The sequence below is a fragment of the Micromonospora sp. L32 genome (genome assembly GCF_052068055.1).
GTDB lineage: Bacteria > Actinomycetota > Actinomycetes > Mycobacteriales > Micromonosporaceae > Micromonospora > Micromonospora purpureochromogenes.
In genome coordinates this window covers 47,792-69,641 of record NZ_JBQHDD010000009.1, presented here as the reverse complement: position 1 = coordinate 69,641, position 21,850 = coordinate 47,792, and the positions used below count along the sequence as shown (strand labels likewise).

General features: G+C 71.8%; 20 protein-coding genes. 5 read left to right on the top strand and 15 right to left on the bottom strand.

The annotated features are described in order from the left end of the window. Positions 1 to 187: 187 nt before the first annotated feature. The 5 genes from ACTMTB_RS23655 to ACTMTB_RS23635 all read right to left on the bottom strand — a co-directional run bounded on the left by ACTMTB_RS23655 (position 188) and on the right by ACTMTB_RS23635 (position 4,281). Entirely contained in the window at positions 188 to 814 is a 627-nt protein-coding gene (locus tag ACTMTB_RS23655) for a response regulator transcription factor (RefSeq protein ID WP_210775892.1), read from the bottom strand. After that, complete coding sequence (locus ACTMTB_RS23650; protein ID WP_441148425.1) at positions 811 to 2,049, bottom strand: sensor histidine kinase; 1,239 nt, start codon at positions 2,047 to 2,049, stop codon at positions 811 to 813. The genes ACTMTB_RS23655 and ACTMTB_RS23650 overlap by 4 nt, the downstream gene beginning before the upstream one ends. Before the next feature lie 4 nt (positions 2,050 to 2,053). Then, positions 2,054 to 2,509, bottom strand: coding sequence for an ABA4-like family protein (locus tag ACTMTB_RS23645; protein WP_441148424.1), 456 nt, complete (start codon positions 2,507 to 2,509; stop codon positions 2,054 to 2,056). After that, entirely contained in the window at positions 2,506 to 3,435 is a 930-nt protein-coding gene (locus tag ACTMTB_RS23640) for a hypothetical protein (RefSeq protein ID WP_441148423.1), read from the bottom strand. The genes ACTMTB_RS23645 and ACTMTB_RS23640 overlap by 4 nt, the downstream gene beginning before the upstream one ends. Positions 3,436 to 3,546: 111 nt before the next feature. After that, complete coding sequence (locus tag ACTMTB_RS23635) at positions 3,547 to 4,281, bottom strand: FkbM family methyltransferase (RefSeq protein WP_441148570.1); 735 nt, start codon at positions 4,279 to 4,281, stop codon at positions 3,547 to 3,549. Between the two features lie 163 nt (positions 4,282 to 4,444). Between ACTMTB_RS23635 and ACTMTB_RS23630 the strand changes: the two genes are divergently transcribed. Then, positions 4,445 to 5,188, top strand: coding sequence for a YqjF family protein (locus ACTMTB_RS23630; RefSeq protein ID WP_441148422.1), 744 nt, complete (start codon positions 4,445 to 4,447; stop codon positions 5,186 to 5,188). A 48-nt stretch (positions 5,189 to 5,236) separates the two neighbouring features. On the opposite strand, the gene ACTMTB_RS23625 is transcribed toward ACTMTB_RS23630, so the two are convergent. From ACTMTB_RS23625 to ACTMTB_RS23600, 6 genes are all read right to left on the bottom strand, one after another. Next, positions 5,237 to 6,574 (bottom strand): serine hydrolase domain-containing protein, encoded by a 1,338-nt coding sequence (locus tag ACTMTB_RS23625; RefSeq protein WP_441148421.1) that lies wholly within the window; start codon positions 6,572 to 6,574, stop codon positions 5,237 to 5,239. A 502-nt stretch (positions 6,575 to 7,076) separates the two neighbouring features. Continuing rightward, a complete protein-coding gene (locus tag ACTMTB_RS23620) occupies positions 7,077 to 9,110 on the bottom strand; it encodes an amylo-alpha-1,6-glucosidase (protein ID WP_441148420.1) in 2,034 nt (677 codons plus the stop codon). Continuing rightward, positions 9,107 to 9,484: an SCP2 sterol-binding domain-containing protein gene (locus ACTMTB_RS23615; protein ID WP_441148419.1), complete on the bottom strand. Its 378-nt coding sequence runs from the start codon at positions 9,482 to 9,484 to the stop codon at positions 9,107 to 9,109. Before ACTMTB_RS23615 ends, ACTMTB_RS23620 begins: the two co-directional genes overlap by 4 nt. 70 nt (positions 9,485 to 9,554) lie before the next feature. Then, positions 9,555 to 9,716 carry a hypothetical protein gene (locus ACTMTB_RS23610; protein WP_441148418.1) on the bottom strand — a complete coding sequence of 54 codons (162 nt, stop codon included), beginning with the start codon at positions 9,714 to 9,716 and terminating at the stop codon, positions 9,555 to 9,557. A gap of 284 nt (positions 9,717 to 10,000) precedes the next feature. Continuing rightward, positions 10,001 to 11,332, bottom strand: a complete 1,332-nt coding sequence (locus ACTMTB_RS23605; protein WP_441148417.1) for a low temperature requirement protein A — start codon at positions 11,330 to 11,332, stop codon at positions 10,001 to 10,003. 72 nt (positions 11,333 to 11,404) lie between these two features. Next, complete coding sequence (locus tag ACTMTB_RS23600; protein ID WP_280839323.1) at positions 11,405 to 11,602, bottom strand: hypothetical protein; 198 nt, start codon at positions 11,600 to 11,602, stop codon at positions 11,405 to 11,407. 171 nt (positions 11,603 to 11,773) lie between these two features. Here ACTMTB_RS23600 and ACTMTB_RS23595 point away from each other — a divergent pair, with 171 nt between their 5' ends. Together ACTMTB_RS23595 and ACTMTB_RS23590 are read left to right on the top strand one after the other, a co-directional pair. After that, entirely contained in the window at positions 11,774 to 12,136 is a 363-nt protein-coding gene (locus ACTMTB_RS23595) for an ArsR/SmtB family transcription factor (RefSeq protein WP_441148416.1), read from the top strand. Further along, complete coding sequence (locus ACTMTB_RS23590) at positions 12,133 to 12,615, top strand: SRPBCC family protein (RefSeq protein ID WP_441148415.1); 483 nt, start codon at positions 12,133 to 12,135, stop codon at positions 12,613 to 12,615. Before ACTMTB_RS23595 ends, ACTMTB_RS23590 begins: the two co-directional genes overlap by 4 nt. Before the next feature lie 119 nt (positions 12,616 to 12,734). On the opposite strand, the gene ACTMTB_RS23585 is transcribed toward ACTMTB_RS23590, so the two are convergent. The 4 genes from ACTMTB_RS23585 to ACTMTB_RS23570 all read right to left on the bottom strand — a co-directional run bounded on the left by ACTMTB_RS23585 (position 12,735) and on the right by ACTMTB_RS23570 (position 18,587). Then, positions 12,735 to 14,381 carry a beta-1,3-glucanase family protein gene (locus ACTMTB_RS23585; RefSeq protein WP_441148414.1) on the bottom strand — a complete coding sequence of 549 codons (1,647 nt, stop codon included), beginning with the start codon at positions 14,379 to 14,381 and terminating at the stop codon, positions 12,735 to 12,737. 102 nt (positions 14,382 to 14,483) lie between these two features. Further along, positions 14,484 to 15,749, bottom strand: a complete 1,266-nt coding sequence (locus ACTMTB_RS23580; RefSeq protein ID WP_441148413.1) for a family 16 glycosylhydrolase — start codon at positions 15,747 to 15,749, stop codon at positions 14,484 to 14,486. 117 nt (positions 15,750 to 15,866) lie between these two features. Next, a complete protein-coding gene (locus ACTMTB_RS23575; protein ID WP_441148412.1) occupies positions 15,867 to 17,414 on the bottom strand; it encodes a ricin-type beta-trefoil lectin domain protein in 1,548 nt (515 codons plus the stop codon). A gap of 171 nt (positions 17,415 to 17,585) precedes the next feature. Beyond that, positions 17,586 to 18,587 (bottom strand): GGDEF domain-containing protein, encoded by a 1,002-nt coding sequence (locus ACTMTB_RS23570; protein WP_441148411.1) that lies wholly within the window; start codon positions 18,585 to 18,587, stop codon positions 17,586 to 17,588. Between the two features lie 322 nt (positions 18,588 to 18,909). Here ACTMTB_RS23570 and ACTMTB_RS23565 point away from each other — a divergent pair, with 322 nt between their 5' ends. Further along, positions 18,910 to 21,129 carry a molybdopterin oxidoreductase family protein gene (locus tag ACTMTB_RS23565; RefSeq protein WP_441148410.1) on the top strand — a complete coding sequence of 740 codons (2,220 nt, stop codon included), beginning with the start codon at positions 18,910 to 18,912 and terminating at the stop codon, positions 21,127 to 21,129. A gap of 65 nt (positions 21,130 to 21,194) precedes the next feature. Beyond that, complete coding sequence (locus ACTMTB_RS23560; protein ID WP_441148409.1) at positions 21,195 to 21,812, top strand: TetR/AcrR family transcriptional regulator; 618 nt, start codon at positions 21,195 to 21,197, stop codon at positions 21,810 to 21,812. Positions 21,813 to 21,850: the final 38 nt, after the last annotated feature.

The window sequence follows — 21,850 nt, the reverse complement described above, 5'->3', positions numbered from 1 at the left end:
CGGCGCCGCGGTGGCCTGAGCAGGGGTGCTGTCCGTCAGAGCGTCATGGACACCACCATCCCGGAGCCCACCGTGCGCGGCAAGCGACTTTCGACCGCGCGGGGCAGCGGGACAGCGGCCCGGAGACCCTCCGGCACCTCCTCGCCTGACCTGATCAGCGCGCGCATCCAGCCTGCGCAGGCGTCACTCAGCCGCCGCGGGCGAACAGGGCCAGGCGTACCCGGTTGGGGCTGTTGGTCTTGGTCATCAGGCTGGTGATGTGGGTCTTCACCGTGGTGACGCCGATGTGCAGCCGGTCGGCGATCTCGGTGTTGGACAGCCCCTCGGCGACCAGGTTCAGCACGTCCTGCTCGCGCGCCGTCAGCCCCGGGGCCGGCTGCGGCGTCTCGGGGCGGGCGTGCACCGCGCGCTGGACCAGGCGTTGCAGCACCTCCTGGCTGAACGGGCTGTCGCCCACGGCGGCCCGGCGGACGCCGTCGAGCAGGTCGGCGGGGGGTGCGTCCTTGAGCAGGAACCCGCAGGCACCGGCGGTCAGGGCCGGATAGAGGTGGTCGTCGTCGCCGAAGGTGGTCAGCACCAGCACACGGGTGGCGGGGCGGTCGGCGAGGATCCGGCTGGTCGCGGTGATCCCGTCGACGCCGGGCATGCGCAGGTCCATCACGACGACGTCGGGTACCAGCCGCGCGGCGAGGCTGATCGCGTCGCGACCGTTGTCGGCCTCGCCGACGACCTCGATGTCGGGCTGGGCGTCGCAGAGCATGCGCAGGCCCGCGCGGATGAGGTGCTGGTCGTCGACCAGCAGGACGCGGATCATGCGAGCTCCGTCTCGTGGGGTGCGGCCGAGCCGGCGCGGGGGACCGGCGGGCAGGGGGGAGCGGTCGACGCGGCGGCCGGGAGCACGGTGCGTACCCGCCAACCCGCGCCGGTCGGGCCGGCCTCCAGCCGGCCGCCGAGAACCTCGACGCGCTCGCGCATGCCGGTGATGCCGTGGCCACCGCCGGGCGGTACCGCCGCCGGCACCCGGCCGTGCCCGTCGTCGCGGACCTCCCAGTGCACGGCCCCGTCGACCACCGACACCGCCAGGCGCGCCCGCGCCGACGTGCCGACGTGTTTGGCCACGTTGGTCAGTGCCTCCTGGGTCAGCCGCAACACCGCCAGGCCCCGGACGGCGTCGAGCGAACCGACCGCCGGGTCGATGTCGGCCTCCACGGTGACACCGGCCTGGCGGGCCCGGTCGACCGCCGCGCCGAGTGCCGCCGGAAGCGCCGCCGGCTCGATCGCGGTCAGCGCCGCGTCACCGCGTACCCCGTCGGGGTCGCGCAGGACCGCGACCAGCCGGCGCAGGTCCGCCAGGGCGGCGGTCCCCGTGCCGTGCACGTCGTCGAAGACCTCGCCCACCCGCGGATCCAGCTCCGTCAGCACGTGCCGGGCCACGCCCACCCGCAGCACCATCGACGCCACGTGGTGCGCGACCACGTCGTGCAGCTCGCGGGCGATGGCGCTGCGTTCGTCCGCGCGGGCGGCGCGGCTCTCCGACTCGCGCCGGCGCTGCTCGGCCGCGGCCCGCTCCTCGGCCTGCCGGCCGAGCTCCCGGGTGGTGCGGATGACCAGGCCGAGCAGCAGCGGCACGCCGACCTCCACGGTCAGCCCGAAGACGCCGGAGAGGAACCGCCGGAACGGGTCGCCGATCGAGTCGGTCAGGTCCACCGCGGCCAGCAGCCCGGCGGCCAGCCAGATGAGCCGCGGCCGGTCCGCCCGCATGGCCAGCTCCAACAGGGCCCAGCTGGCACCGACCTGGTTGATCGTGGTGTCGTCGACGAGCTGGATGGCGACCGCCAGCAGCGCGGCCTGCGCCACCAGGTTGACCAGCGCCCGGCGGTGGCACACCAGCCCGACGGCGAACGCGACCAGCGCGAGGATCCACTGGGTGGTCGTCGGTGAGCGTCCGGCGTGGGCGCCGAAGACCAGGTAGCCGACGCCGCTGAGGTCGAGCAGCAGCATCCGCGCGAACGTGTCGCGCGCGTCGAAGAGCCGTCCCACCCACCCCACCGGATCAGCCTAGGCGCTGCGACTCGCGGGCCGGAACGACCGCCGGCCGGGCCCACCTCGCCCGGAGACCGAGGTAGGCGGCCAGCCCGAGCGGCCCGAGCAGGATCGTCAGCACCAGCACCGGAGCCATCACCAGCGCCGGCACCCCCCGTTCCCGACCGTCCAGCCAGGCCCACCGGCCGACGAACAGGTCGAACCCGACCATGTGCGCCCAGGCCGCCGCCGCGCCGTCGGTGCTGCCGAGCAGGTCGCGCACCCCCGGCAGGGTCGGCGCCGTCACGGCCGGCAGCACGTCGGCGAGCGCCGGGAGCACCAGCAGCGCGTAGCTCACCAGGACCGGCAGCACGATCAGCGGAGAAGAGATGATCCGGGCGGTCCCGGACCAGCGCGGCAGCAGCAGCATCAGCGCCCAGAACGGCGCGGCCAGCGCGAAGGTCAGGGTGAACAGCGTCCCGGTCATGCGGCCAGCGCCAGTTCGGAGCGGCGTCGGCGGACGAGGACCAGCGCGGCGGCGGTCGCGGTCGCGGCCGCCAAGGCCGCGGCGGCGGCCAGCGTGAGGGCGTCCGGCCGCAGCAGCGGCTGTCCCCGCAGCGCCTGCCAGGTCAACAGCATCGTGAGTACGCCGTAGGCGGCGCCCGCGACGACCACCAGCCGCACCTGGCTGCGCTCGTCCAGCCACGCCCCGAGGAACCGGCTCAGCAGGATCGCCAGGATCGGTAGCGCCTGCAGGGCGTGCAGCCCCACGAAGTGCCCGATCCGCAGGTCCCCGCCGGTGGTGCTCCAGCCGACCAGCGGGAGCCCGGGCCCGCCGTCCGGTACGCCCACGCTGTGCGCCCCGGCGATCCCCTCGGCCGCCAGGTCCTGGCCGGGCACCACCATCGGTATCGCCGCCAGCATGCCGAGCAGGGACAGGCCGAGCCCCCACCCGACCGCGTACCTGGCGACCCGGTTCGCCATCGGCTGCCGCAGGACCACGATGCCGATGACGAGGTGCGCGACGAAGAGCACCATGATCGACGCGCCCATCACCTGCCACAGTGCGGCGTTCAGCGGAGTCGTCTCGTTGTAGTGGCTGGTCGTGCCGCGCAGCACCTGCCCGACGATCACCGCCATCTCGGCCAGCGACATCGCGACGATGACCGTGCCCGCCCGCTCCGCGGTCCGGCTGCGTCGCGGCAGCAGGGAGAGCATCCAGGCGAGGGTGGTGCCGTACAGCACGAACGACACGGCGAACTTGAACGGCTTGAGCCAGATCGGGACGCCGGTGAGGACGCGGGGATCGGCGAGGATGCCGATCGCGGCGACGACGGCGAGCACCGCCATCCCCGCGACGAAGACCATCATGGGGCGGTGCCAGTGTGCCGCCCGGCGCAACGAGGTAGTCATACCTGTAGATGCTCGTGAACCGGTCGTCGGGGCGCGCCCGACCTCGGGCCCCGGTTGCGGCCGGCGGTCGGAGCCCGGTCTCCTCCCGCGGGAGGAGGCGGCGCATGGGCGCTACCCGGCGGTCGGCGCCACGCAGTAGACGTCCCCGGAGTTGACCTCGTGCGGCAGCGACCTGAGCCGCTCCGCCAGTTCCGTCGCCGACATCCACTCCCCGAAGGCCAGGGCCATGTCGTCGCCGAAGGCGATGTTGAACGCGTCGAAGCCGAGCGCGGTGAGGCGGGCGACGCAGCGCCGCGCCACGGCCCGCTCGATCGTGGTGAACTCGAAGGACAACGCGGGCAGCGGGCGGCTCAGGCCCGCCAGCACCGCCTCCTCGAAGCCCTCCACATCGATCTTGACGAAGGTCGGCGTGCCGTGGCGGCGGATCAGGGAGTCGAGCGTCGTGGCGGCCACCTCGACCGTGGCGTCCCACACCTCGTCCTCCCAGCCGCCGGCGCCGTGGGCCGCCTGCAGGAAGTGCGAGGACGCCGTGGTCACCGTGGGATTGCGGGAGTTGACGTGCAGGCGGACGCTGCCCTCGTCCGCTCCGCAGGCCGCCTCGACGACGACGACGTCGTCCTCCCCGGCATAGATGCGCCGGATGGCGCGCACGCACAGCTGTTGCGGCTCCACGGCGACGACGCGTGCCCCGAGGCGACGGAAGCTGCCGGTCCGGTCGCCCACGTGGGCCCCGATGTCGAAGACCACGTCGCCGGGCCGGACGAAGCGGGCGTAGAACTCGTCCATCGCCGCCTCGCGCTCCGGATCGCCGTAGTAGGACTCCAGCGACCGGCGCAGCGACGACATGGCCGGATCAGCCTTGAGTGCCTCCACCGCGCGGGTACGAGCCCTCACCGGAAGACCGTAGCCCGGACCGGGCCCGGAAACGCCGGCAATCGACAACAGTCAGGTGATCCCCGGCCGGGCGGGGGAGGCTCCGCCGGCCGCGGGGACGGGGCAGGATGGGTGGGTGGACATCGAGCCGGTCGACTGCGCCCCGGAGCAGCGGTTCCGGCGGGCGATCCTGGGGCAGCGCTGGGAGCACCTCACCTTCCTGCACTGGGCGGTCGCACCGGAGGTGGTCGCGCCCCTGCTGCCCGCCGGCACCCGTCCGGACACGCTCGACGGGCTCAGCTACGTCGGCCTGATCGGTTTCCGGATGGTGGGGCTGGGCCTCGGCACCGGGCCGGGGGTGCCGTACTTCGGCAGCTTCTGGGAGACGAACGTCCGGCTCTACTCGGTCGACCACACCGGCCGGCGGGCCGTGGTGTTCCGTTCGCTCGACGCGTCCCGGCTGGTGCCGGTGCTGGTCGCCCGGGCGACCCTGCGACTGCCGTACCTGTGGTCGGCGATGCGGCTGGACCGCGACGGTGACCACTTCACCTACCGGTGCCGGCGGCGTTGGCCCGGACCGGTCGGAGCGACGAGCCGGATGGTGGTACGGGTGGGGGAGCCGATCGCCGACCCGACCCCGCTGGAGCACTTCGTCACCGCCCGCTGGGGGCTGCACACCCGCGCGTACGGGCGCACGCTGCACCTGCCGAACTGGCATCCCCGTTGGCCGCTGCACCGGGCCGAGCTGCTGCGCCTGGACGACGAACTGGTCGCCGCCGCCGGGTTGCCGCCGCCGGCGGGACCGCCGGCCAGCGTGCTGTATTCGCCCGGCGTTCCGGTCCGGTTCGGCCCGCCGGTCACCCTGCCCGAGACCCGGTGACCGCGACGCCCGTCGCTCGGGGAGGTGGGACGGGACGCCGCGCCGCCGTCATCTGGTGGCGGTGGCCGACAGGATGGGCAGGCGGGCCAGGACGTTGGCGGTCGCGACCCGCACCGGATCGGGGTCGGCCCAGCTCCAGTTCGGGTGGGCCCGGTTGGTGAGGAGCACGAAGACGGTCCGGCGGGCGGGGCTCACCAGCAGCGACGTGCCGGTGAAGCCGGTGTGCCCGAAGGTGGTGGGGGCGCTGAGCCGACCCATGAACCACGGCTGGTGCAGCACCACGCCGAGCCCGTGGTCGGCGGTCCGGTTCGGGCGTTCCGGGTCGACGGCGGGCAGCCCGGCGTTGGCGTTGGTCAGCATCCGGCGGACGGTGCTCTCGGCCAGGATCCGCTGGCCGCCGTACGTGCCGCCGTCGAGCAGCAACTGGCCGATGACGGCGACCTCCTCGGCGGTGCTGAAGATGCCGGCGTGCCCGGCGATGCCGCCCAGGTGGTTGGCCACGTCGTCGTGCACCACGCCCCGGAGCAGCCCCCGCGAGGAGCGCGCGTCGGTGGCCACCAGCCGGGTGGCCCGGTCCATGGCGCTGAGCCAGGTGTTCGGGTTGAAGCCGGTCCAGCGCAGGCCGAGCGGGTTGGTCAACTCGGTCCTCAGCGCCTGGTCGAGCCGTTGGCCGGTGACCTTCTCCACCAGCCTGCCCACGACCATCAGCCCCACGCTCGAATAGCGGAACACCCGGCCCGGGATCGCCCCGCTGACCAGCGGGGTGGCCAGGACGGCCTGCCACTTCTCGGCCAGCGTGGCGTAGCCGGTCACCGTGGCACCCACGGGGAGCCCGCTGGTGTGCGCGAGCAGCATCGCCACCGTGACGGCCGACTTGCCGGCACCGGTGAACTCCGGCAGGTAGCTCACCACCGGCGCGTCGAGGTCGAGTCGGCCCTTGTCGACCTGCCGCAGGGCGAGGATGGACGTGTAGACCTTGGTGATCGAGGCGAGGTCGAAGATGGAGTCGGTGCGCATCCGGACCCGCTCGCCGGCGGGCAGGAGGACCGGCCCGGCACCGAAGCGCAGGGCCTCGCCGACGGCCGTCTCGGCGTACGGCTGCCCACCGTTGAGCGCGAGCGCGACCGCCCCGGCGTACATCGGGTGGGCGGGGTTCAGGCTGGTCGGCTTCAGGTGGCCGGTGAGCACGGTGGTCAGCCGCCGGCTGACCGGGGAGGTGCGGACGACCGGCCCGGTGACCGCGGCGGCGCCCTGGCCCGGGGCCGACGCGCCCGGCGTCCGCCACGAGCCGGCGTGGCCCGTGGGCGGTGCCGCCCGGCAGCCGGTGAGCGCCGCGGTGGCGGCGGAGAGCCCGAGTCCGAGCAGCGAGCGACGGTCGACCGGCATGGCTGGATCATGCCAGGCCGGCGGGTGCGGAGACACCGTCGTCCGCACCGCCTGACGGTAGTGGAGCAGCTACGGACGCAGGACCGGCCGGTTAGCCGACCCGGCATCGACCGAGCGCGAGACGCCTAGACCCAGACCGACCCCCTTCGGGAGCAGTTTGTCCAGGACGACGTCGCCGATGTGCGGGATGAGGTGCACGCGGACGTGGGATTCGTAGCCGCGGCGGGTGTTGTCGTCGACGGTGAGCCGCTGCAGCCAGGAGGAACCGGGCGGTCGACGGCATCGGCACGTTCGTCTTCCAGGATGGGCTGATCCGCTTGCAGACCGTGCGCTACACCCTCCTACCGAAAGACTGACCTCTACTTTGGATCCCTGTCCTGAGAACCCGGGGCACCTCAGCCAGGCTGAGCAGGGCTTGGCAGACGTCAGCTCTGCGTTCGTAACGGGCCGATTGAAGCAGTCCGCCCAGCCGGGTCAGCGGCGGTTTGAGGATGGGTAGCTGCTACCGTGGGCGGCCGAGGGCGTCTATCCGCCCCCATCGTCCAGGAATGTCGAGAAGTTCGAGCCGGCCGATCAGCTTCGGCAACGCGGGCCGGATAATCAGATGATCAGCGTGCGGTTCAAGGCCGAGAATGACGCGCAGCAGCAGCAGCGGGGCGCCTGATGACAACGCCCGAGGACTGCAGGCGGCCGGATACTCGACCGGGTACTCCGTCAGCGCTCGGTCATAACCGGCGAACGCCTCCGGTAGCCGCCCGTCGAAGAACTCGGCCGCCTCGATCATCGCCCCAGCGATCCGCCCCGCCTCTTCCGAAAGGCCGCAACGGCGCAATCCCCAGGCGATGAACGAGTTGTCGAAGGGCCACACCGTACCCACGTGACGGCCGACCGGATTGTACCGCCCCGCATCCGCGGCCAGGGTCCGCACGCCCCAACCAGAGAACAACTTCGGGCCGAGCAAATGCTCGGCGACCTTACCGACCCGGGACTCATCGACGATTCCGCTCCAGAGCAGATGGCCCATGTTCGACGTGAGTGCGTCGACCGGTCTGCCCTCGGCGTCGAGGGCGAGGGCATAGTACTGCCGATCCTCAATCCAGAAGTCCCGGTTGAACCGCTCCTTGAGGTCGGCGGCCTCTCGCTCCAGCCGGTCGGCATACGCTGGGTCACCCCAGAACCGTCGGGCCAGGCGGGCACCGCGGAGCTTGGCGTCGTACGCGTAACCCTGCAACTCGCAGGTCGCTCGCGGGAATCCCGGCAGCTGGCCATCGTTGTAGGAGATCGAATCCCAGGAGTCCTTCCAGCCCTGATTCACCAGGCCGCTCTGCTCGTTGCGGCGCTGATACCAGACGTAACCATTGCCCATGATGTCGGCGTACGTGTCGAGCCAGGCGAGCGCGGCACGTGCCTCGTATTCGAGCTCGTGCACCACGGCGTCGTCACCGGTCCAGCGCTCGTACTCGTCGAGCAATATCACGTAGAGCGGGGTGGAGTCGGCGCTGCCGAAGTATGCCGTGTGCGGCTGCTCCTCGAACACGGCCGACTCCCCGTAGCGGAACTCGTGCAGGATTTTCCCCGGCTCCTCCTCGCGGAAATCGTCCAGCCGGCTGCCCTGTGGAACTGCCAACGCGAACAGCGTCGCCTCGGCGAGCTCCGGCAGGAACGGCAGCGCCTGCAGGCTGGTGAGGATGCTGTCCCGACCGAGGACCGTCATGAACCACGGCAGGCCGGCCGCCATCAGGGTCCGGATCCGCCCGCCGGAGACCAGCGGTGTATAGCGCAGCGAGGCGAGATCGATGATGCTCCTTCGGTACGTCCTCAACAGTGGCTCGAAGTCGCACACCAGAGTCGGTGCCTGGTCCAGCCAGTGCTGCAGATCCTCCTGCAGCTTCCGCTTTGCCCGGCTGATGGGTTGGCCACGCAAGCTCAGGCGAACCTCCTGCCCATCCGGGCCTAGCGTCGCCACACGCAGTTGGGTGACCCACTTCCCATGCGGTTCGAGTCGGATGGCAAAGGTCAGCCCATTCTCATCGATCTCTGCCGACGCACTGGACGAGATCACCGTCTCTCGGCGGAACGTCTCCCGGTCGTAGCTCAGCCGCAGGCACCCGTCGTCGATACGCGCGAAATACCTGCCTTTCTTTTGTCGCATGTCCTTGATCTCGAACAGATCGGCGAAATCGCTGCCAACCTCCAAGCGGACAGTGAGATCGACGAACTTGTTTTCGTGATTGAGAACCGTCAGCTCCTCGTCAAAACCTGCGCCAACCGAACGCTGACGGATCACTGTCACCTTCGCGTCGATGTAGTGGGTCGGGGCGCCCGGAACGAGATAGAACCGCGTCTCGAAATACTGAAGATCATTGACAGCGAGTGCCGTCAGTCGCTCGCCATTGATACTTAGATGCCATCTCGACAAGAACCTGGTGTCGAACGAGAACAACCCGGTGGGCAGCGACGGCGACGCATCAATGTCGCCATTGCCGTCGCTGATCACGAAAGTATTGCCATCCAGGATACTGACCAATTCGCTCATCGTGCCAGGCTCCCGGGCCCGCCGGCCAGATTTCGTGGGTCACGTGCCCCAACAGGCCCTGGAAAGAGCCGTTCGAAGGCGCGGAACAGGTCCGTCCTTCCCGCGATGTAAATCCGGTATCCCAACCACGCCACGATCGCATTCCCCTCGCCCGTGACAAAGCGGCAGAACAATGTCTTGTCAGCGCGGATGAGACAGTCGGCGTCACGCTTCTCCCGCGATATGTCCATGTCGCCATCTTTGATGTCGACGAACCAATATTCAATCCGCCCGTCCGCAACCAGATCGCAGCGGATAGTGCCCGTGATCTTCCTAACCGCCGTGTCATGCCGCAGGGTGAGCGCGGTGAAGAACTCCGCAATCGGGTCTGCCATCCGCCATCCCCTCCGCCCGCCTCGATCCGATAACCGTTAGTCAAAATCACCTCACCAACGGTAGCGTGGATCACTCGCAGCGGGTGAGAATCGGGCAGGACCAGTGCCGATGATTGTCGGCACGCAGGATGCGATAGAGGGTGGAGATCGAGGCCAGGCAGGCGGCTTCACCGAGCAGCGTCGCAAATGCCTCGGTCACGGTGGTGTCGACGAGCCGGTCGCGGTCGAGCACCGCCAGGACGTGGGCGCGTTCGGTGTCGTTCGCCGCCCCCGTCAGCCGCGCCTACTACGAGCCGTAGCGACCCTGCTCAGCGGCTGACAGTCAGTGACGGTGGCATGGTACGACGTATCTGTCTTGTCGTAGTGGGTAGCGAAGCTGCGGCAGTGCTTGAGGCGGTTGAAGCAGTGCTCGACGACGTTGCGGTACTTGTAGAGCTGCTTGTCGAACGTCGGCGGCCGCCTCCTCGGCTGCCACGCCCTACATCATCCGACACCAAGATCCTTTGACGACACCGCCTAGGCCGGTGGCTCGTCGGCGGTCTGTTCGTGCCAGCGGGCGCGCCAGGCGGCCTCGTGCTTCTCGTAGCTCGTCCGCTCGTCGAGGGCGGCCTGCCGCAGGGCTCGCCGGGCGTCCGCCATCACCACGACCTCGACGGCCACCAACGCCACGCAGAGCGCGGTCAGCAGGGCGAAGGCGGCCAACCCCGGCAGGTGCGTCGCGGCCGGGATGGCGGCGGTGAGCGCGAGCACGGTGCCGACCCGGCTCCAGGACAGGGTGTGCAGGGTGCGCAGCTGGAACAGCATGTCCGCGCACAGGTAGCAGATCACCCCGCCGAACAGCAGCGGTACGCCGGGACCGTGCGCCGGCTCGGCGAGGCTGATCGACGGGTCGGCGATCTGCCGCACGATCTCCTCGGCCCCCAGGGCGAACAGGATCACCCCAGCGATCATCACCAGGTGCAGATAGGCGTACGCGTCGCGGGCCATCGACACCCGGGCCTGCCCCTGCGCGACGTGCTGCGCGATCCGGGCGGCCGGTGCGACCACGTCGTAGTGCGTCCACCACAGGGCGGCGGTGAAGACGATGCCCAGCACGGCCGCGGTGATCGCCGGCCAGGTGACCGGCTGGCCGAGGAGGTTGCCGCCGACGCCGACGGAGATGATCGACTCGCCCAGCGCGATGATCAGGATGAGGTCGTAGCGCTCGGTCCAGTGTTCGGCGGAGGTGACCATCCAGCCCCACGCCCCGGCGACCAGTCCGGCGCTGTACTGCAACAGGACGACGCTGACCCACAGCCCGTCCCGGACCAGCCCGGCCACGCCCGCGTCCTCGATCCGCGGCGGGATCAGCGCGGCGCTCAGCAGAAGCAGGGTGCTGGCCACCAGCTCCGGGGAGTACTTCAACAGCAGTCGCCGCTCGCCCGGCCGCTCCTTGGCGACGTGCCAGTACAGCAGCAGGTGCACCCCGCGGAACACCACGTAACTGATCGCCACCACCATCGGCCCGGCGGCCGTCTGTTTCGGGTGGTCGAACGCCTGCGGCAGCGACAACGCGAGGCAGAACACCGCCGCCATCCCGGCGACCATCAGCACCGGAACGAAGCCTTCGCCCAACCGGACCCGGGTGGCCACCACGCTGTGCACCACCCAGCACCACCACAGCACGGCCAGCACGAGCATGGCGTGCAGTAGTTGCCGGCCGGTGATGTTGGCGGCGGTGGCCCGGGTAATGATGAAGAAGGAGAAGACGAAGACCAGGTCGAAGAAGACCTCGAACCGGTCCACCCGGGCGCCCGGCGCGATCCCGACGGCCGGCCCCAGCCGCCCGCGCCACCGGTTTCCCACCAACCCACTGTGCCAGCCGAGGACCGGCCGGGGCCGAATTACAGTCGGATTACAGTCGGCCCTTTCGCCCGATCGCTACTCGCACCTGTCCTCGGAGCCCCGGCCGTACGGTTCGCAGCAGTCGACGCGGTGTCGGTACACCCGCAGGTCACGCCCGTGCCGGTGGGCCCGCTCCGAGGTGATCTCGTACAGGCAGGCCTGCCAGAGGACGGTCTCCCCGCCGCCGGGGACGACCTGGCCGTCACCCGGCCCGCCGCGCAGCAGCACCTCCATTCGATCGACGCTACGTGCTGTCCGGGCCGGGAGCGGTCGGTACGACCGTGCTGCCCGCCGGCGGCAGCTAGGTGACCGATGCCGTGGGACCGGTCGATGCCGGTCCCGATCAGGGTCCGACTTCCGCCCGGGTATGGACCTGGCCGTCCTCCACCCCCCATACTTAGGCGGATGGCTAAGTATTCCGGCGAAGGTGGCGGCGCGGGCGACGCGTCGCTGGACGACGTGTTCCACGCGTTGTCGGACCCCACCCGCCGGCGCGTGGTCGAACTCCTGGGCCGGGGCCCCGCCACGACCAGCGACCTCGCGCGTCCGTTCGGGATGGCACTGCCGTCGTTCACCCAGCATCTGAGTGTTCTCGAGCGCTCGGGCCTGGTGACCTCGGAGAAGAAGGGGCGGGTGCGGACCTACCGCCTGGCGCCCCGGTCGCTGGAGCGGGCCGACAGTTGGCTCGCCGCGCAACGTGCGCTCTGGACCCGCCGCCTCGATCAACTCGATTCGCTTCTCTACGACCTGAAGGAGCAGCAGACATGACCGCCTACACCATGAACCCCGACCTCGACCTGGTCCTGGAGCGCACCGTCGACGTCGCCCCGGAACTGGTCTGGAAGGCCTGGACCACGCCCGAGCTGATCGTGCGGTGGTTCGCCCCGAAGCCCTGGTCGACCTCGTCCTGCGAGATCGACCTGCAGCCCGGTGGCCGGTTCCACACCGTCATGCGCTCGCCGGAGGGTGAGGAGTTCCCCAACGACGGCTGCATCCTGGTGGTCGAGGAGGGCTCCACCCTGGTGTTCACCTCCGCCCTGGGCCCGGGGTTCCGCCCGCAGGTCGCCGAGGACGGCTTGCCGTTCACCGCGGTGGTCCGCATCGCGCCGGACGGCGCCGGTACGAGGTACACCGCCACGGCGATCCACGCCGACGCCTCGGCCCGCAAGCAGCACGAGGACATGGGCTTCGCCGAGGGCTGGGGCGCGGCGCTCGACCAACTGGTGGACGTCGTCAAGTCCCTCTGACCCGCGAGCGGGCCCCACATCGGAGCGGACCGGCTGGGGCGGTCGACGTCGGGCGCTCGCCCAAAGGCGGCGGCGGCCAGGGGTCGGCCGCCGCCGCCGGATCGCCCGGGAGGCCGCCGTCAGCCGCGATGCCACTTCTGGTTCGCGCCGCCGGTGCACTCCCAGAGCTGGAGCACCGCGTCGTTGTTCGGGTTCCAGCCGGCGATGTCCACGCACTTGTTCGCCTGCGGGTTGACCAGGTCACCCGCCGCACTGAGCACGAACTGCTGGGCCGGGTTGCCGGAGCAGGTCGCGATCTGGATGGCGGCGCCGTTGGCGGTGGAACCCCAGGCGACGTCCATGCACTTGTTGTTCTGGGTGCGCAGGGTGCCGTTGACGAACTCCCAGCGCTGGTTGGTGCCGCCGTGGCAGTCCCAGACGATGAGCCGCTGGCCGTCGGCGAAGTTCCAGTTGGGCACGTCGACGCACTTCTGGTGCCAGTTGCTGACCACCAGGTCGCCGGTGGCCGGCGGAGTGGTCGGCGGCGGTCCGGTCGGGCCGCCGGCGCCGAACGGCGTCAGGGTGATGGCGGCCGAACGCGGATCGCCGCTGTGCACCAGCGATTCGAAGCCGCCGACGTCGTCGTAGGCGAAGCCGTACGCCTTACCGTCGGCCATGTTGGCGTGGATGATGCGGGAGTAGTGGTTCGGGGCGCTGTTCCGGTAGAAGGTGGTGGCGTCGAGCCGCGGCTCGGTGTCGAACTGGCCGAGGGTGCCGCGGTTGAGCGCGGTGCAGAGGGTGCGCTTGATCTCCGGCTCGATGAACGGCGGGGTGTTCGGGGCGTTGAAGACCCCGTCGCAGCCCCACACGTTGCCGGTCGTCGGCCTGGCGACCGTCGCCACCTGGGCGCCGGACGAGTCGGTGAAGACCATGGTGCTGCCGACGGTGCGGCCGAAGAACCGGCGGTTCGGCTCGTTGGTGCGCGGCACGACCGTGAGGGTACGGCTGGTGTACGCGTTCCACGCCGAGCTGATGTACGAGTCGAGGTAGGCGGGGTCCATCAGGCCGGCGTCCATGGCCTTGCCGGGCGCGAGGACGCGCAGCACGGTGCCGTCGGCGCGGGTGACGACCGACCGGGCGAAGGCCGGCTGCGCCTTGACCGCGTTGATGACGTTGTTCCGGCCGTTGTTCAGCAGCTCGCCGGTCTTCGTGGTGACGCCGCTGCCGCTGGTGACGGAGACGGCGTGCGGCACGGCGAACTGGTCCACCTGCGAGCTGTTCAACCAGAGGCCGGCGTCGTTGTAGGTGAACTCGGACCAGTCGAACAGGACGTCCCGGTTCGGGTCGCCGGCGGCCCAGGGCGCGGGCTGGACGACCCCGTCCGGGGTGAGGCGGAAGTCGAGCTTGCGGCCGAACGAGAAGTACATGCGCCCGGAGATGAAGCGTGGGAACCGGACGGTGACGCTGCCGCCGTTGGGCGGGCCGGCGATCGACACGTCCGGCGCCGGGGTCGGTGGGATGCCGCCGGCGGGCCAGCGGGTGAAGGCGCCGGCGGCGTTGACGTAGCCGAGGCCGCCGCCGGGGCGGATGTCGGTGCCGAGGATGTAGAGGTGGACCGCCTCGCTGCGGCCGGTGTTGTTGGTGACGGTGACGGGGAGCAGGTCGGGGCCGACGGCGAGCGCCCGGGTCTGGGTGGCGGTGAGGGCGACGGGTACGGCGAGCACGAGCGCGGCCAGCGCGCCGATGGCGGCGGCGAGTCGTGCCCGGCGCGAGCGTCTGTTGGTCACGGGAAACTCCTCGATGGTGGGGACGGGCACCATCTCGTCGACCCGGGTCGCGGCCGGCCGACGAAGGGCGTGGGGGATTGGGGGTACGTCGCGGTGCGGGGTCTAGGCGCGCGACCACTTCTGGTTGGCGGCGCCGGTGCAGTCCCACAGTTGGAGCTTGCCGCCGTTGGTGGTGACCCGGTCGCGTACGTCGACGCAGCGGTTGGCGCTGAGGTTGACCAGGTCACCCGTGGCGGTGAGGGTGAAGCGTTGGGCCGGGTTTCCGTTGCAGCTCACCAGGTTGACCTCGGTGCCGTTGGCGGTGCCGGCCCAGGCCGGGTCCATGCACTTGCCCATGGCGCGCAGGGTGCCGTCGGCGGCGAAGGTCCACGCCTGCGCGGCGGTGGTGTTGCAGTCCCAGATCTGCAGCTTGGCCCCGTCGACCGGGTTCGCGCCGGGGATGTCGATGCACCGGCCGCTCGCCGCGCCCCGGATCCGGGTGGTCCCCGGCGCGGGCTCGCCGCCACCGGAGGTGTAGCCGGAGACCCGGACGTAGTCCACCAGCATCTGCTGCGGGAACTGGGTCGACGCGTCCGGGTAGCCCGGCCAGTTGCCGCCGACCGCGACGTTCAGGATCATGAAGAACGGGTGGTCGAACACCCAGCGGTTGCCGCCGAGCCGGGCGGGGTCGACGCGGTGGTACTCGACGCCGTCGAGGTACCAGACGATGGAGTTCGGCTCCCAGTCCACCCGGTAGGTGTGGAAGGCGTCGGCGAGCGGCGCGGCGAGGGTCCGGCTGCCGGTGATCCCGCCCGCGCCGGAGTAGCCCGGGCCGTGGATGGTGCCGTAGACGGTGTTCGGCTCCCGGCCGATGTTCTCCATGATGTCGATCTCGCCGGCGTTCGGCCAGCCGACGCTGCCCATGTCGTTGCCGAGCATCCAGAACGCCGGCCAGATGCCCTGCCCTCGGGGGATCTTGATGCGGGCCTCGAAGCGGCCGTACGCCTGCGTGAAGGTGGCGGCGGTGAGCAGCCGGGCCGAGGTGTACTCGCACCGGCCGTAGTGGCACTGGTAGTTGGCCGGGTTCTCCCGGCGTGCGGTGATGACCAGGTTGCCCTGACCGTCGTGTACCGCGTTGCTGGTGCTGTTGGTGTAGTACTGCCGTTCGTTGTTGCCCCAGCCGCTGCCGCCGATGTCGAAGCGCCACCTGCTCTGGTCGACCGGGGTGCCGGCCCCGGCGTTGAATTCGTCCTGCCAGGTGATTCCGCCGATCGCCGCCTCGGCGGGGCGGGAGTCGACCGGTACGGCGAGGGCCACCGTGGCCGCGACGAGCGCGGCGCCGGCGAGGGCGAGCGCGCGGGGCCGGCGGCGGGCGCGGATGGGGAACATGGGACCTCCTGCGGGACGGGCGCGAACCTGTCGCGGGTTCGACGGGGGGAGAAGCGACCGGCACGGCGGCGGGATCGGTGGGGTGTCGGTGTCCGCCGGGCCGGGGGAGCGGTGGTGTCAGCCGCGACGCCACTTCTGGTTGGCGGTGCCCGCGCAGTCCCACAGTTGGAGGCGGGCGCCGTCGGAGTTGTTCCAGTCGGTGATGTCGACGCACTTGTTGGCCTGGGGGTTGACCAGGTCGCCGGCGGCGGAGAGGACGAACTGCTGGGCGGGGTTGCCGCTGCAGTTGGCGATCTGGATGGTGGCGCCGTTGGCGGTGGAGCCCCAGGCCACGTCCATGCACTTGTTGTTCTGGGTCCGCAGCGTCCCGCCGGTGAAGGCCCAGGCCTGGGCGCTGGTGCCGTTGCAGGTCCAGGTCTGCAGGGGTACGCCGTCGGAGAAGTTGGAGTTCGGTACGTCGATGCAGCGGTTGTTCCAGTTGCTGACGATCCGTTGCCCGCCGCCGGTGGTGACGAGCGACAGCCCGTAGACCCCGAGGATCTCGTTCACCGGCTGGAACCAGGTGGTGCCGCCGGAGGAGCAGTTTCCGGAGCCGCCGGAGGTCACCCCCTGGGCCTGGTTGCCCGAGATCCACGCGCCGCCCGAGTCGCCGCCCTCGGCGCAGGCGTTGCTGCGGCTGAGCCCCGACACGGCTCCCTGCGGGTAGACGACGGTCTCGTTGCGGCCGAGGATGGTGCCGCAGCGCCAGCCGGTGGTGCGCCCGGAGCGGCAGACCGAGCTGCCGATGGCCGCGTCCTGCGATCCGGCCACGGTCACGTTGCCGCCGGAGTAGCTGTTGACCCACGGCTGCGGTGTCCAGGAACTGTTGGTGCGCACCCAGGCGTAGTCGTCGCCGGGGAACGACGAGCCGGCGAACGTGCCCTGCGAGACGTTGTTGAAGCCGAGGGTCGGGCTGCCGACGCGTCCACAGTGGCCGGCCGTGACGAACCCGCCGACGACCGCGAAGCCGACCGAGCACAGGGTGTTGCCGTTGATGACGTACTGGTCGCCGCCGCGGATGTCGTAGAGCGGGCGCGGGGCGGCCGGGGAGGTGACCACCCGGACGGCCCCGGCGGGAACGCCGCTGGCCCGGACATACGCGGTGGCCGCGGCGGTGGCGCCGGGTCGGGCCGTCACGACGACGCTGTTGCTGACCACGTCGACGTGCCAGCCGTGGAGGTCCCGGGCGTCCGCCCTGGCGCGTCGCCTGTCCAGGGCCCGTTTGACCGCGTCGAGCGTCCTCTCGCTACGGCCGGCGACGGTGACGTCGGCGCCCTCGGCGCGGACCCCCGGGGCGAGCGCGGGATCGGTGACGGCCACGGTGAGGCGGTTGCCGTCGGTGGGCAGCCACGCGCCGGCGAAGGCGGGGCCGAGCTTCGCGCGCAGCCGCCGCTCGACCGCCGGGGCGGCGGCCTCGGTGCGCAGGCGGTCGCCCACCTGCGCGGTGGTGAGGCCCAGGTCGCGGCGCATCGCGTCGACCAGGCCCGGAGGGAGGTCCGCCGGGGCGGCGGGGTGGGTGGCGGCGGTGGTGGCCGGCGGGCCGGCGACGCCCGCCGCCGGCGGCGCCGCGCCGACGAGCAGGAGAGCGACGGCGAACGAGCCGAGCAGGCGCGGGTGTGGGGACATGGGGGTCCTCCCGGGGTACGGCGAGGGTGGCGGGCGGAGCGGGCGAGAGAGCGCTCTCACGATGAAGTTTGTCGATGGTTAACAAATCTGTCAAGAAGGTTGCCTATTGTGCGCTCCGGACCCGCCCGAGCCCGCCTGGTCAGCCGGCCCGGCGATGGCCGGCCGGCGGCGTCACGCGCCGACGGTGTCGGTGGACAGCAGTCCGTGGCCGGGCCGGTCGCCGCCGCGGCGCTGCTGCTTCACCCGGTAGAGGCGCCGGTCGGCCACGTGCAGCAGGGTCTCCAGCGTGTCCCCGTCGCGCGGGGCGGTGGCCGCGCCGATGCTGACGCCGGTGTGAAGGCGCACCGCCGCCTCGATCCGGGCCGCCACCGTCCGTGCCGTCGCCTCGTCGGCGTCGCTGAGGACGACCACGAACTCGTCGCCGCCGACCCGGGCCACGGCGTCCTCGGGGCGCAGCACCTCCCGCGTCGCCGCCACCGTCCGCTTCAGCAGCTCGTCGCCGGCGGCGTGCCCGAGACGGTCGTTGACGCTCTTGAAATCGTCGAGATCCAGACAGAGCATGGCCGGGCCGGCGCGACCGCACCTGCGGAACAGGTGTTGGGTGAAGTCCGCCAGGCCGCGCCGGTTCAGGGCGCCGGTCAACGGGTCCAGCGCCGCCAGGGCGCGCAGCTGGGACCGCTGCCGCGCCAGCTTCCGGGTCTGCGCGCCGCAGACCGAGATCAGGACCAGCATGCCCGCCATGTAGAGGAAGACGTGGCCGGGCCGTGGCGGTTGCCCGAGGGCGGCCACGGCGAGGTACGACGCGAGCAGGAGCGCCTCCAGCGCCATCATCAGCCGCAGGTGCGGGGTGTAGGTGGCCACGAACACCGTGGTGGTCACGAACCCCAGGGCGGCCGGTGAGGCGGCCCCGCCGTCGCAGTACGCGCCGAGCGCCGCCATGGCGATGGTGACCAGCAGGATGGTGAACGAGACCCGGTAGCCGGCGGCCTTCGTGGTCACCGTCCGTGCCGCCCAGATGCCGACGGCGCCGGACGCCATCCCGCAGCTGTAGGCGGCGAGCATCAGGGGCCGATGCGGCTCGCCGGGCGTCATCAGGCAGTAGAGGACGGCGATGCCGTGCGAGACCACGTGCAACGCCGCGGTGAGCAGCATCCTTCGCCGGCGCTCGTTCACTCCGCCCACCGCACCCTGACGACGGCTGCTGAGGAGGCAGCAGCACGAACGGTCGGGGTGGCCATGTCGGTGGTACGTGTCGAGGCCGCTGCGCGGAGGGGCCCTGCCACGCCGCCATTCAATGATGTGCGTTACATCACCGTCAATACCCGAAACGGCGCATCTGCCCTGGCCAGCGCGCGGGTGGCCGAATTCGGCCGGCCGCCGCACTGTGCGTGCCCGTCCCGCTGCGCCCCGCGTTGGCCGGTCGCGGGGGATGACAGCCATCCGCCGGCGTGCCACCATACCGACCAGTCGGTATTCCATCCCGAGGGGGCCCGCGATGCCGGGAACGACCGCGACGCGTACCGCGTACCGCACCTGTCCGCTCTGCGAGGCGACCTGCGGGCTGACCCTGACCATCGCCGACGACCGGGTGACGCACGCCCGGGGCGACCGCGAACACGTCTTCAGCCACGGCTTCGTCTGCCCGAAGGGGGCCGCGTTCCCGCAGCTCCTCGCCGACCCGGACCGCCTGCGCCGACCGCTGCTGCGGGTCGACGGCACGCTGCGCGAGGTGGGCTGGGACGAGGCGTTCGCCGCCGTCGAGGCCGGCCTGACCGCCGCCCGGGCCGGCGGCCGCGACGCGGTCGCCGCCTACCTCGGCAACCCCACCGTGCACACGATGGCCGGGGGGCTCTACGCCGGCCCGCTCCTGCGAGCGCTCAGCACCCGCAACGTCTTCACCGCCAGCACCGTCGACCAGATGCCCAAGCACGTCTCCTCCGGCTACCTGTACGGCGACCCCAACACCATCCCGGTACCCGATCTCGACCGCACCGACCTGCTGGTGCTGCTCGGCGCCAACCCCTGGGAGTCCAACGGCAGCCTCTGCACCGCGCCCGACTTCCCGGGCCGGCTGCGGGCGTTGCAGGCGCGCGGCGGCCGGTTCCTGGTCGTCGACCCCCGGCGCACCCGCACTGCGGCGGCCGCCGACGAGCACCTGCCCATCCGGCCCGGCACCGACGCGCTGCTGCTCTTCGCCCTCGTGCACACGCTCTTCGACGAGAACCTGGTCCGGCTCGGCCGGCTGGCGGAACACGTCACCGGCCTGGACGACGTCCGGGAACTGGCCACCGCGTTCGCGCCCGAGCGGGTGGCCGACCGGTGCGCGGTGCCCGCGCCGCGCATCCGGCAGCTCGCCCGGGAACTGGCGGCCGCCCCCACCGCCGCCGTCTACGGACGCGTCGGCACCTGCACGGTCGCGTTCGGCACGCTGACCAGCTGGCTGGTCGACGTGGTCAACGTGCTGACCGGCAACCTGGACCGGCCCGGCGGGGCGATGTTCCCGCTCGCCGCCCACCAGCGAACCCGGGCCGCCGGCCCCGGCAAGGGGTTCCGCACCGGGCGCTGGGCCAGCCGGGTGCGGGGCCTGCCCGAGGTCAAGGGCGAACTGCCGGTCGCCACCCTCGCCGACGAGATCGAGACGCCGGGGGAGGGCCGGATCCGGGCGTTGATCACCGTCGCCGGTAACCCGGTGCTCTCCACCGCCAACAGCGAGCGGCTGGACCGCGCGCTTGCCTCGCTCGACTTCATGGTCAGCGTCGACCCGTACCTGAACGAGACCACCCGGCACGCGGACGTGGTGCTGCCGCCACCCGACCCCGCCCGCGCCGGCCACTACGACTTCGCGTTCCTCACCCTGGCCGTGCGCAACGTCGCGAGCTACTCGCCGCCCGTCCTGCCGCTGGCGCCCGACAGCCTCGACGAGTGCGACATCCTGGCCCGGCTCACGCTGATCGCCGCCGGGCAGGGCGCCGACGCCGACCCGGCGGGGCTGCACGAACAGCTGCTCGGCCAGGTGCTCGCCGACGCCGCCGAGGCACTGGACCGGCCCGCGGAGGAGCTGCGGGCGCTGGTCGCCGGGGACCGGCCGGCCGAACGCCTGCTCGACGCGCGGCTGCGGCTCGGCGCGTACGGCGACCGGTTCGGGCAGCGACCGGACGGGCTGTCCCTGACCCGGCTGCTGGAGCACCCGCACGGCGTCGACCTCGGGGCGCTGCGACCGCGGCTGCCGGAGGTGCTGCGCACCCCGAGCGGCACCGTCGAGCTGTGCCCGCCGCCGATCGCCGCCGACGTGGCCCGGCTGCGCGCCGCCCGCGACGCGCCCCCGGAGGGCTTCGTCCTGGTCGGGCGCCGGCACCTGCGGTCCAACAACAGCTGGATGCACAACGTGCCGGCGTTGGTGAAGGGCCGCGACCGCTGCACCCTGCAGGTGCACCCGGAGGACGCGGCGAAGCTCGGGCTGGCCGCCGGGGAGGACGCCCGCGTCACCTCGCGGGTCGGCTCGCTCGTGGTGGCCGTGGAGGTCACTCCCGACACCATGCCGGGCGTGGTCAGCCTGCCGCACGGGTGGGGCCACGACGTGCCCGGCACCCGGCAGGCGGTGGCCCGCGCCCACGCCGGCGTCAACAGCAACGTGCTCACCGACGAGACGGCCGTCGACCCGCTCTCCGGAAACGTCGTGCTCAACGGCATCCCGGTGCGCGTCCAGCCGGCCTGATCGGCGGCGCCTTGCGTACGCTGGCGCACCGGGCCGGCGGGCGGCCCGGAAGGGCGGGGGCACCGGTGGGTCGGACGGGCGACGGGGAGGCGCTGCCGCAGCGGCTGCTGGCGGTCGCCACCAGGCTGTTCGCGGAGAAGGGCTTCGAGAAGACCTCGGTCCAGGAGATCGTCGAGGCCGCCGGGGTCACCAAGGGCGCGATGTACCACTACTTCGCCGCCAAGGACGACCTGCTCCAGGAGATCTACCAGCGGCTGCTGCGCATGCAGCGCGACCGCCTGGAGGCCATCATGGCCCGCGACCAGCCGGTGGCGCTGCGGCTGCGGGCGGCCGCCGCCGATGTGGTGGTCACCGCGATCGCCAACCTGGACGACGCCACGGTCTTCCTCCAGTCGATGCATCTGCTCTCGGCCGACCGCCGGCGCGCGGTGCGGGCGGCCCGCCGGGAGTACCACGAACGCTTCCGCGAGCTGGTGGAGGAGGGCCAGCGCGCCGGGACGTTCCGCGCCGACGTGCCGGCCGACCTGGCCGTCGACTACTTCTTCGGCGCGGTGCACCACCTCGGCGCGTGGTTCCACACCGGCGGCCGGCTCACCGCCGAGCAGGTCGGCGCGCACTTCGCCGACCTGCTGCTCTCCTCGCTGCGCCCGGACCCGGCCGCCGATCCGCGGCCATCGCGGTGACGCTGCGATGTCGGGTCGGTCGCACCCGTCGAGCCGCG

Excerpts from the sequence above, each read along its gene's own strand:
- ACTMTB_RS23655 (WP_210775892.1), bottom strand. The coding sequence starts at position 814 with ATGATCCGCGTCCTGCTGGTCGACGACCAGCACCTCATCCGCGCGGGC.
- ACTMTB_RS23645 (WP_441148424.1), bottom strand. The coding sequence starts at position 2,509 with ATGACCGGGACGCTGTTCACCCTGACCTTCGCGCTGGCCGCGCCGTTC.
- ACTMTB_RS23640 (WP_441148423.1), bottom strand. The coding sequence starts at position 3,435 with ATGACTACCTCGTTGCGCCGGGCGGCACACTGGCACCGCCCCATGATG.
- ACTMTB_RS23635 (WP_441148570.1), bottom strand. The coding sequence starts at position 4,281 with ATGTCGTCGCTGCGCCGGTCGCTGGAGTCCTACTACGGCGATCCGGAG.
- ACTMTB_RS23625 (WP_441148421.1), bottom strand. The coding sequence starts at position 6,574 with ATGCCGGTCGACCGTCGCTCGCTGCTCGGACTCGGGCTCTCCGCCGCC.
- ACTMTB_RS23620 (WP_441148420.1), bottom strand. The coding sequence starts at position 9,110 with ATGAGCGAATTGGTCAGTATCCTGGATGGCAATACTTTCGTGATCAGC.
- ACTMTB_RS23615 (WP_441148419.1), bottom strand. The coding sequence starts at position 9,484 with ATGGCAGACCCGATTGCGGAGTTCTTCACCGCGCTCACCCTGCGGCAT.
- ACTMTB_RS23600 (WP_280839323.1), bottom strand. The coding sequence starts at position 11,602 with ATGGAGGTGCTGCTGCGCGGCGGGCCGGGTGACGGCCAGGTCGTCCCC.
- ACTMTB_RS23595 (WP_441148416.1), top strand. The coding sequence starts at position 11,774 with ATGGCTAAGTATTCCGGCGAAGGTGGCGGCGCGGGCGACGCGTCGCTG.
- ACTMTB_RS23590 (WP_441148415.1), top strand. The coding sequence starts at position 12,133 with ATGACCGCCTACACCATGAACCCCGACCTCGACCTGGTCCTGGAGCGC.
- ACTMTB_RS23580 (WP_441148413.1), bottom strand. The coding sequence starts at position 15,749 with ATGTTCCCCATCCGCGCCCGCCGCCGGCCCCGCGCGCTCGCCCTCGCC.
- ACTMTB_RS23575 (WP_441148412.1), bottom strand. The coding sequence starts at position 17,414 with ATGTCCCCACACCCGCGCCTGCTCGGCTCGTTCGCCGTCGCTCTCCTG.
- ACTMTB_RS23565 (WP_441148410.1), top strand. The coding sequence starts at position 18,910 with ATGCCGGGAACGACCGCGACGCGTACCGCGTACCGCACCTGTCCGCTC.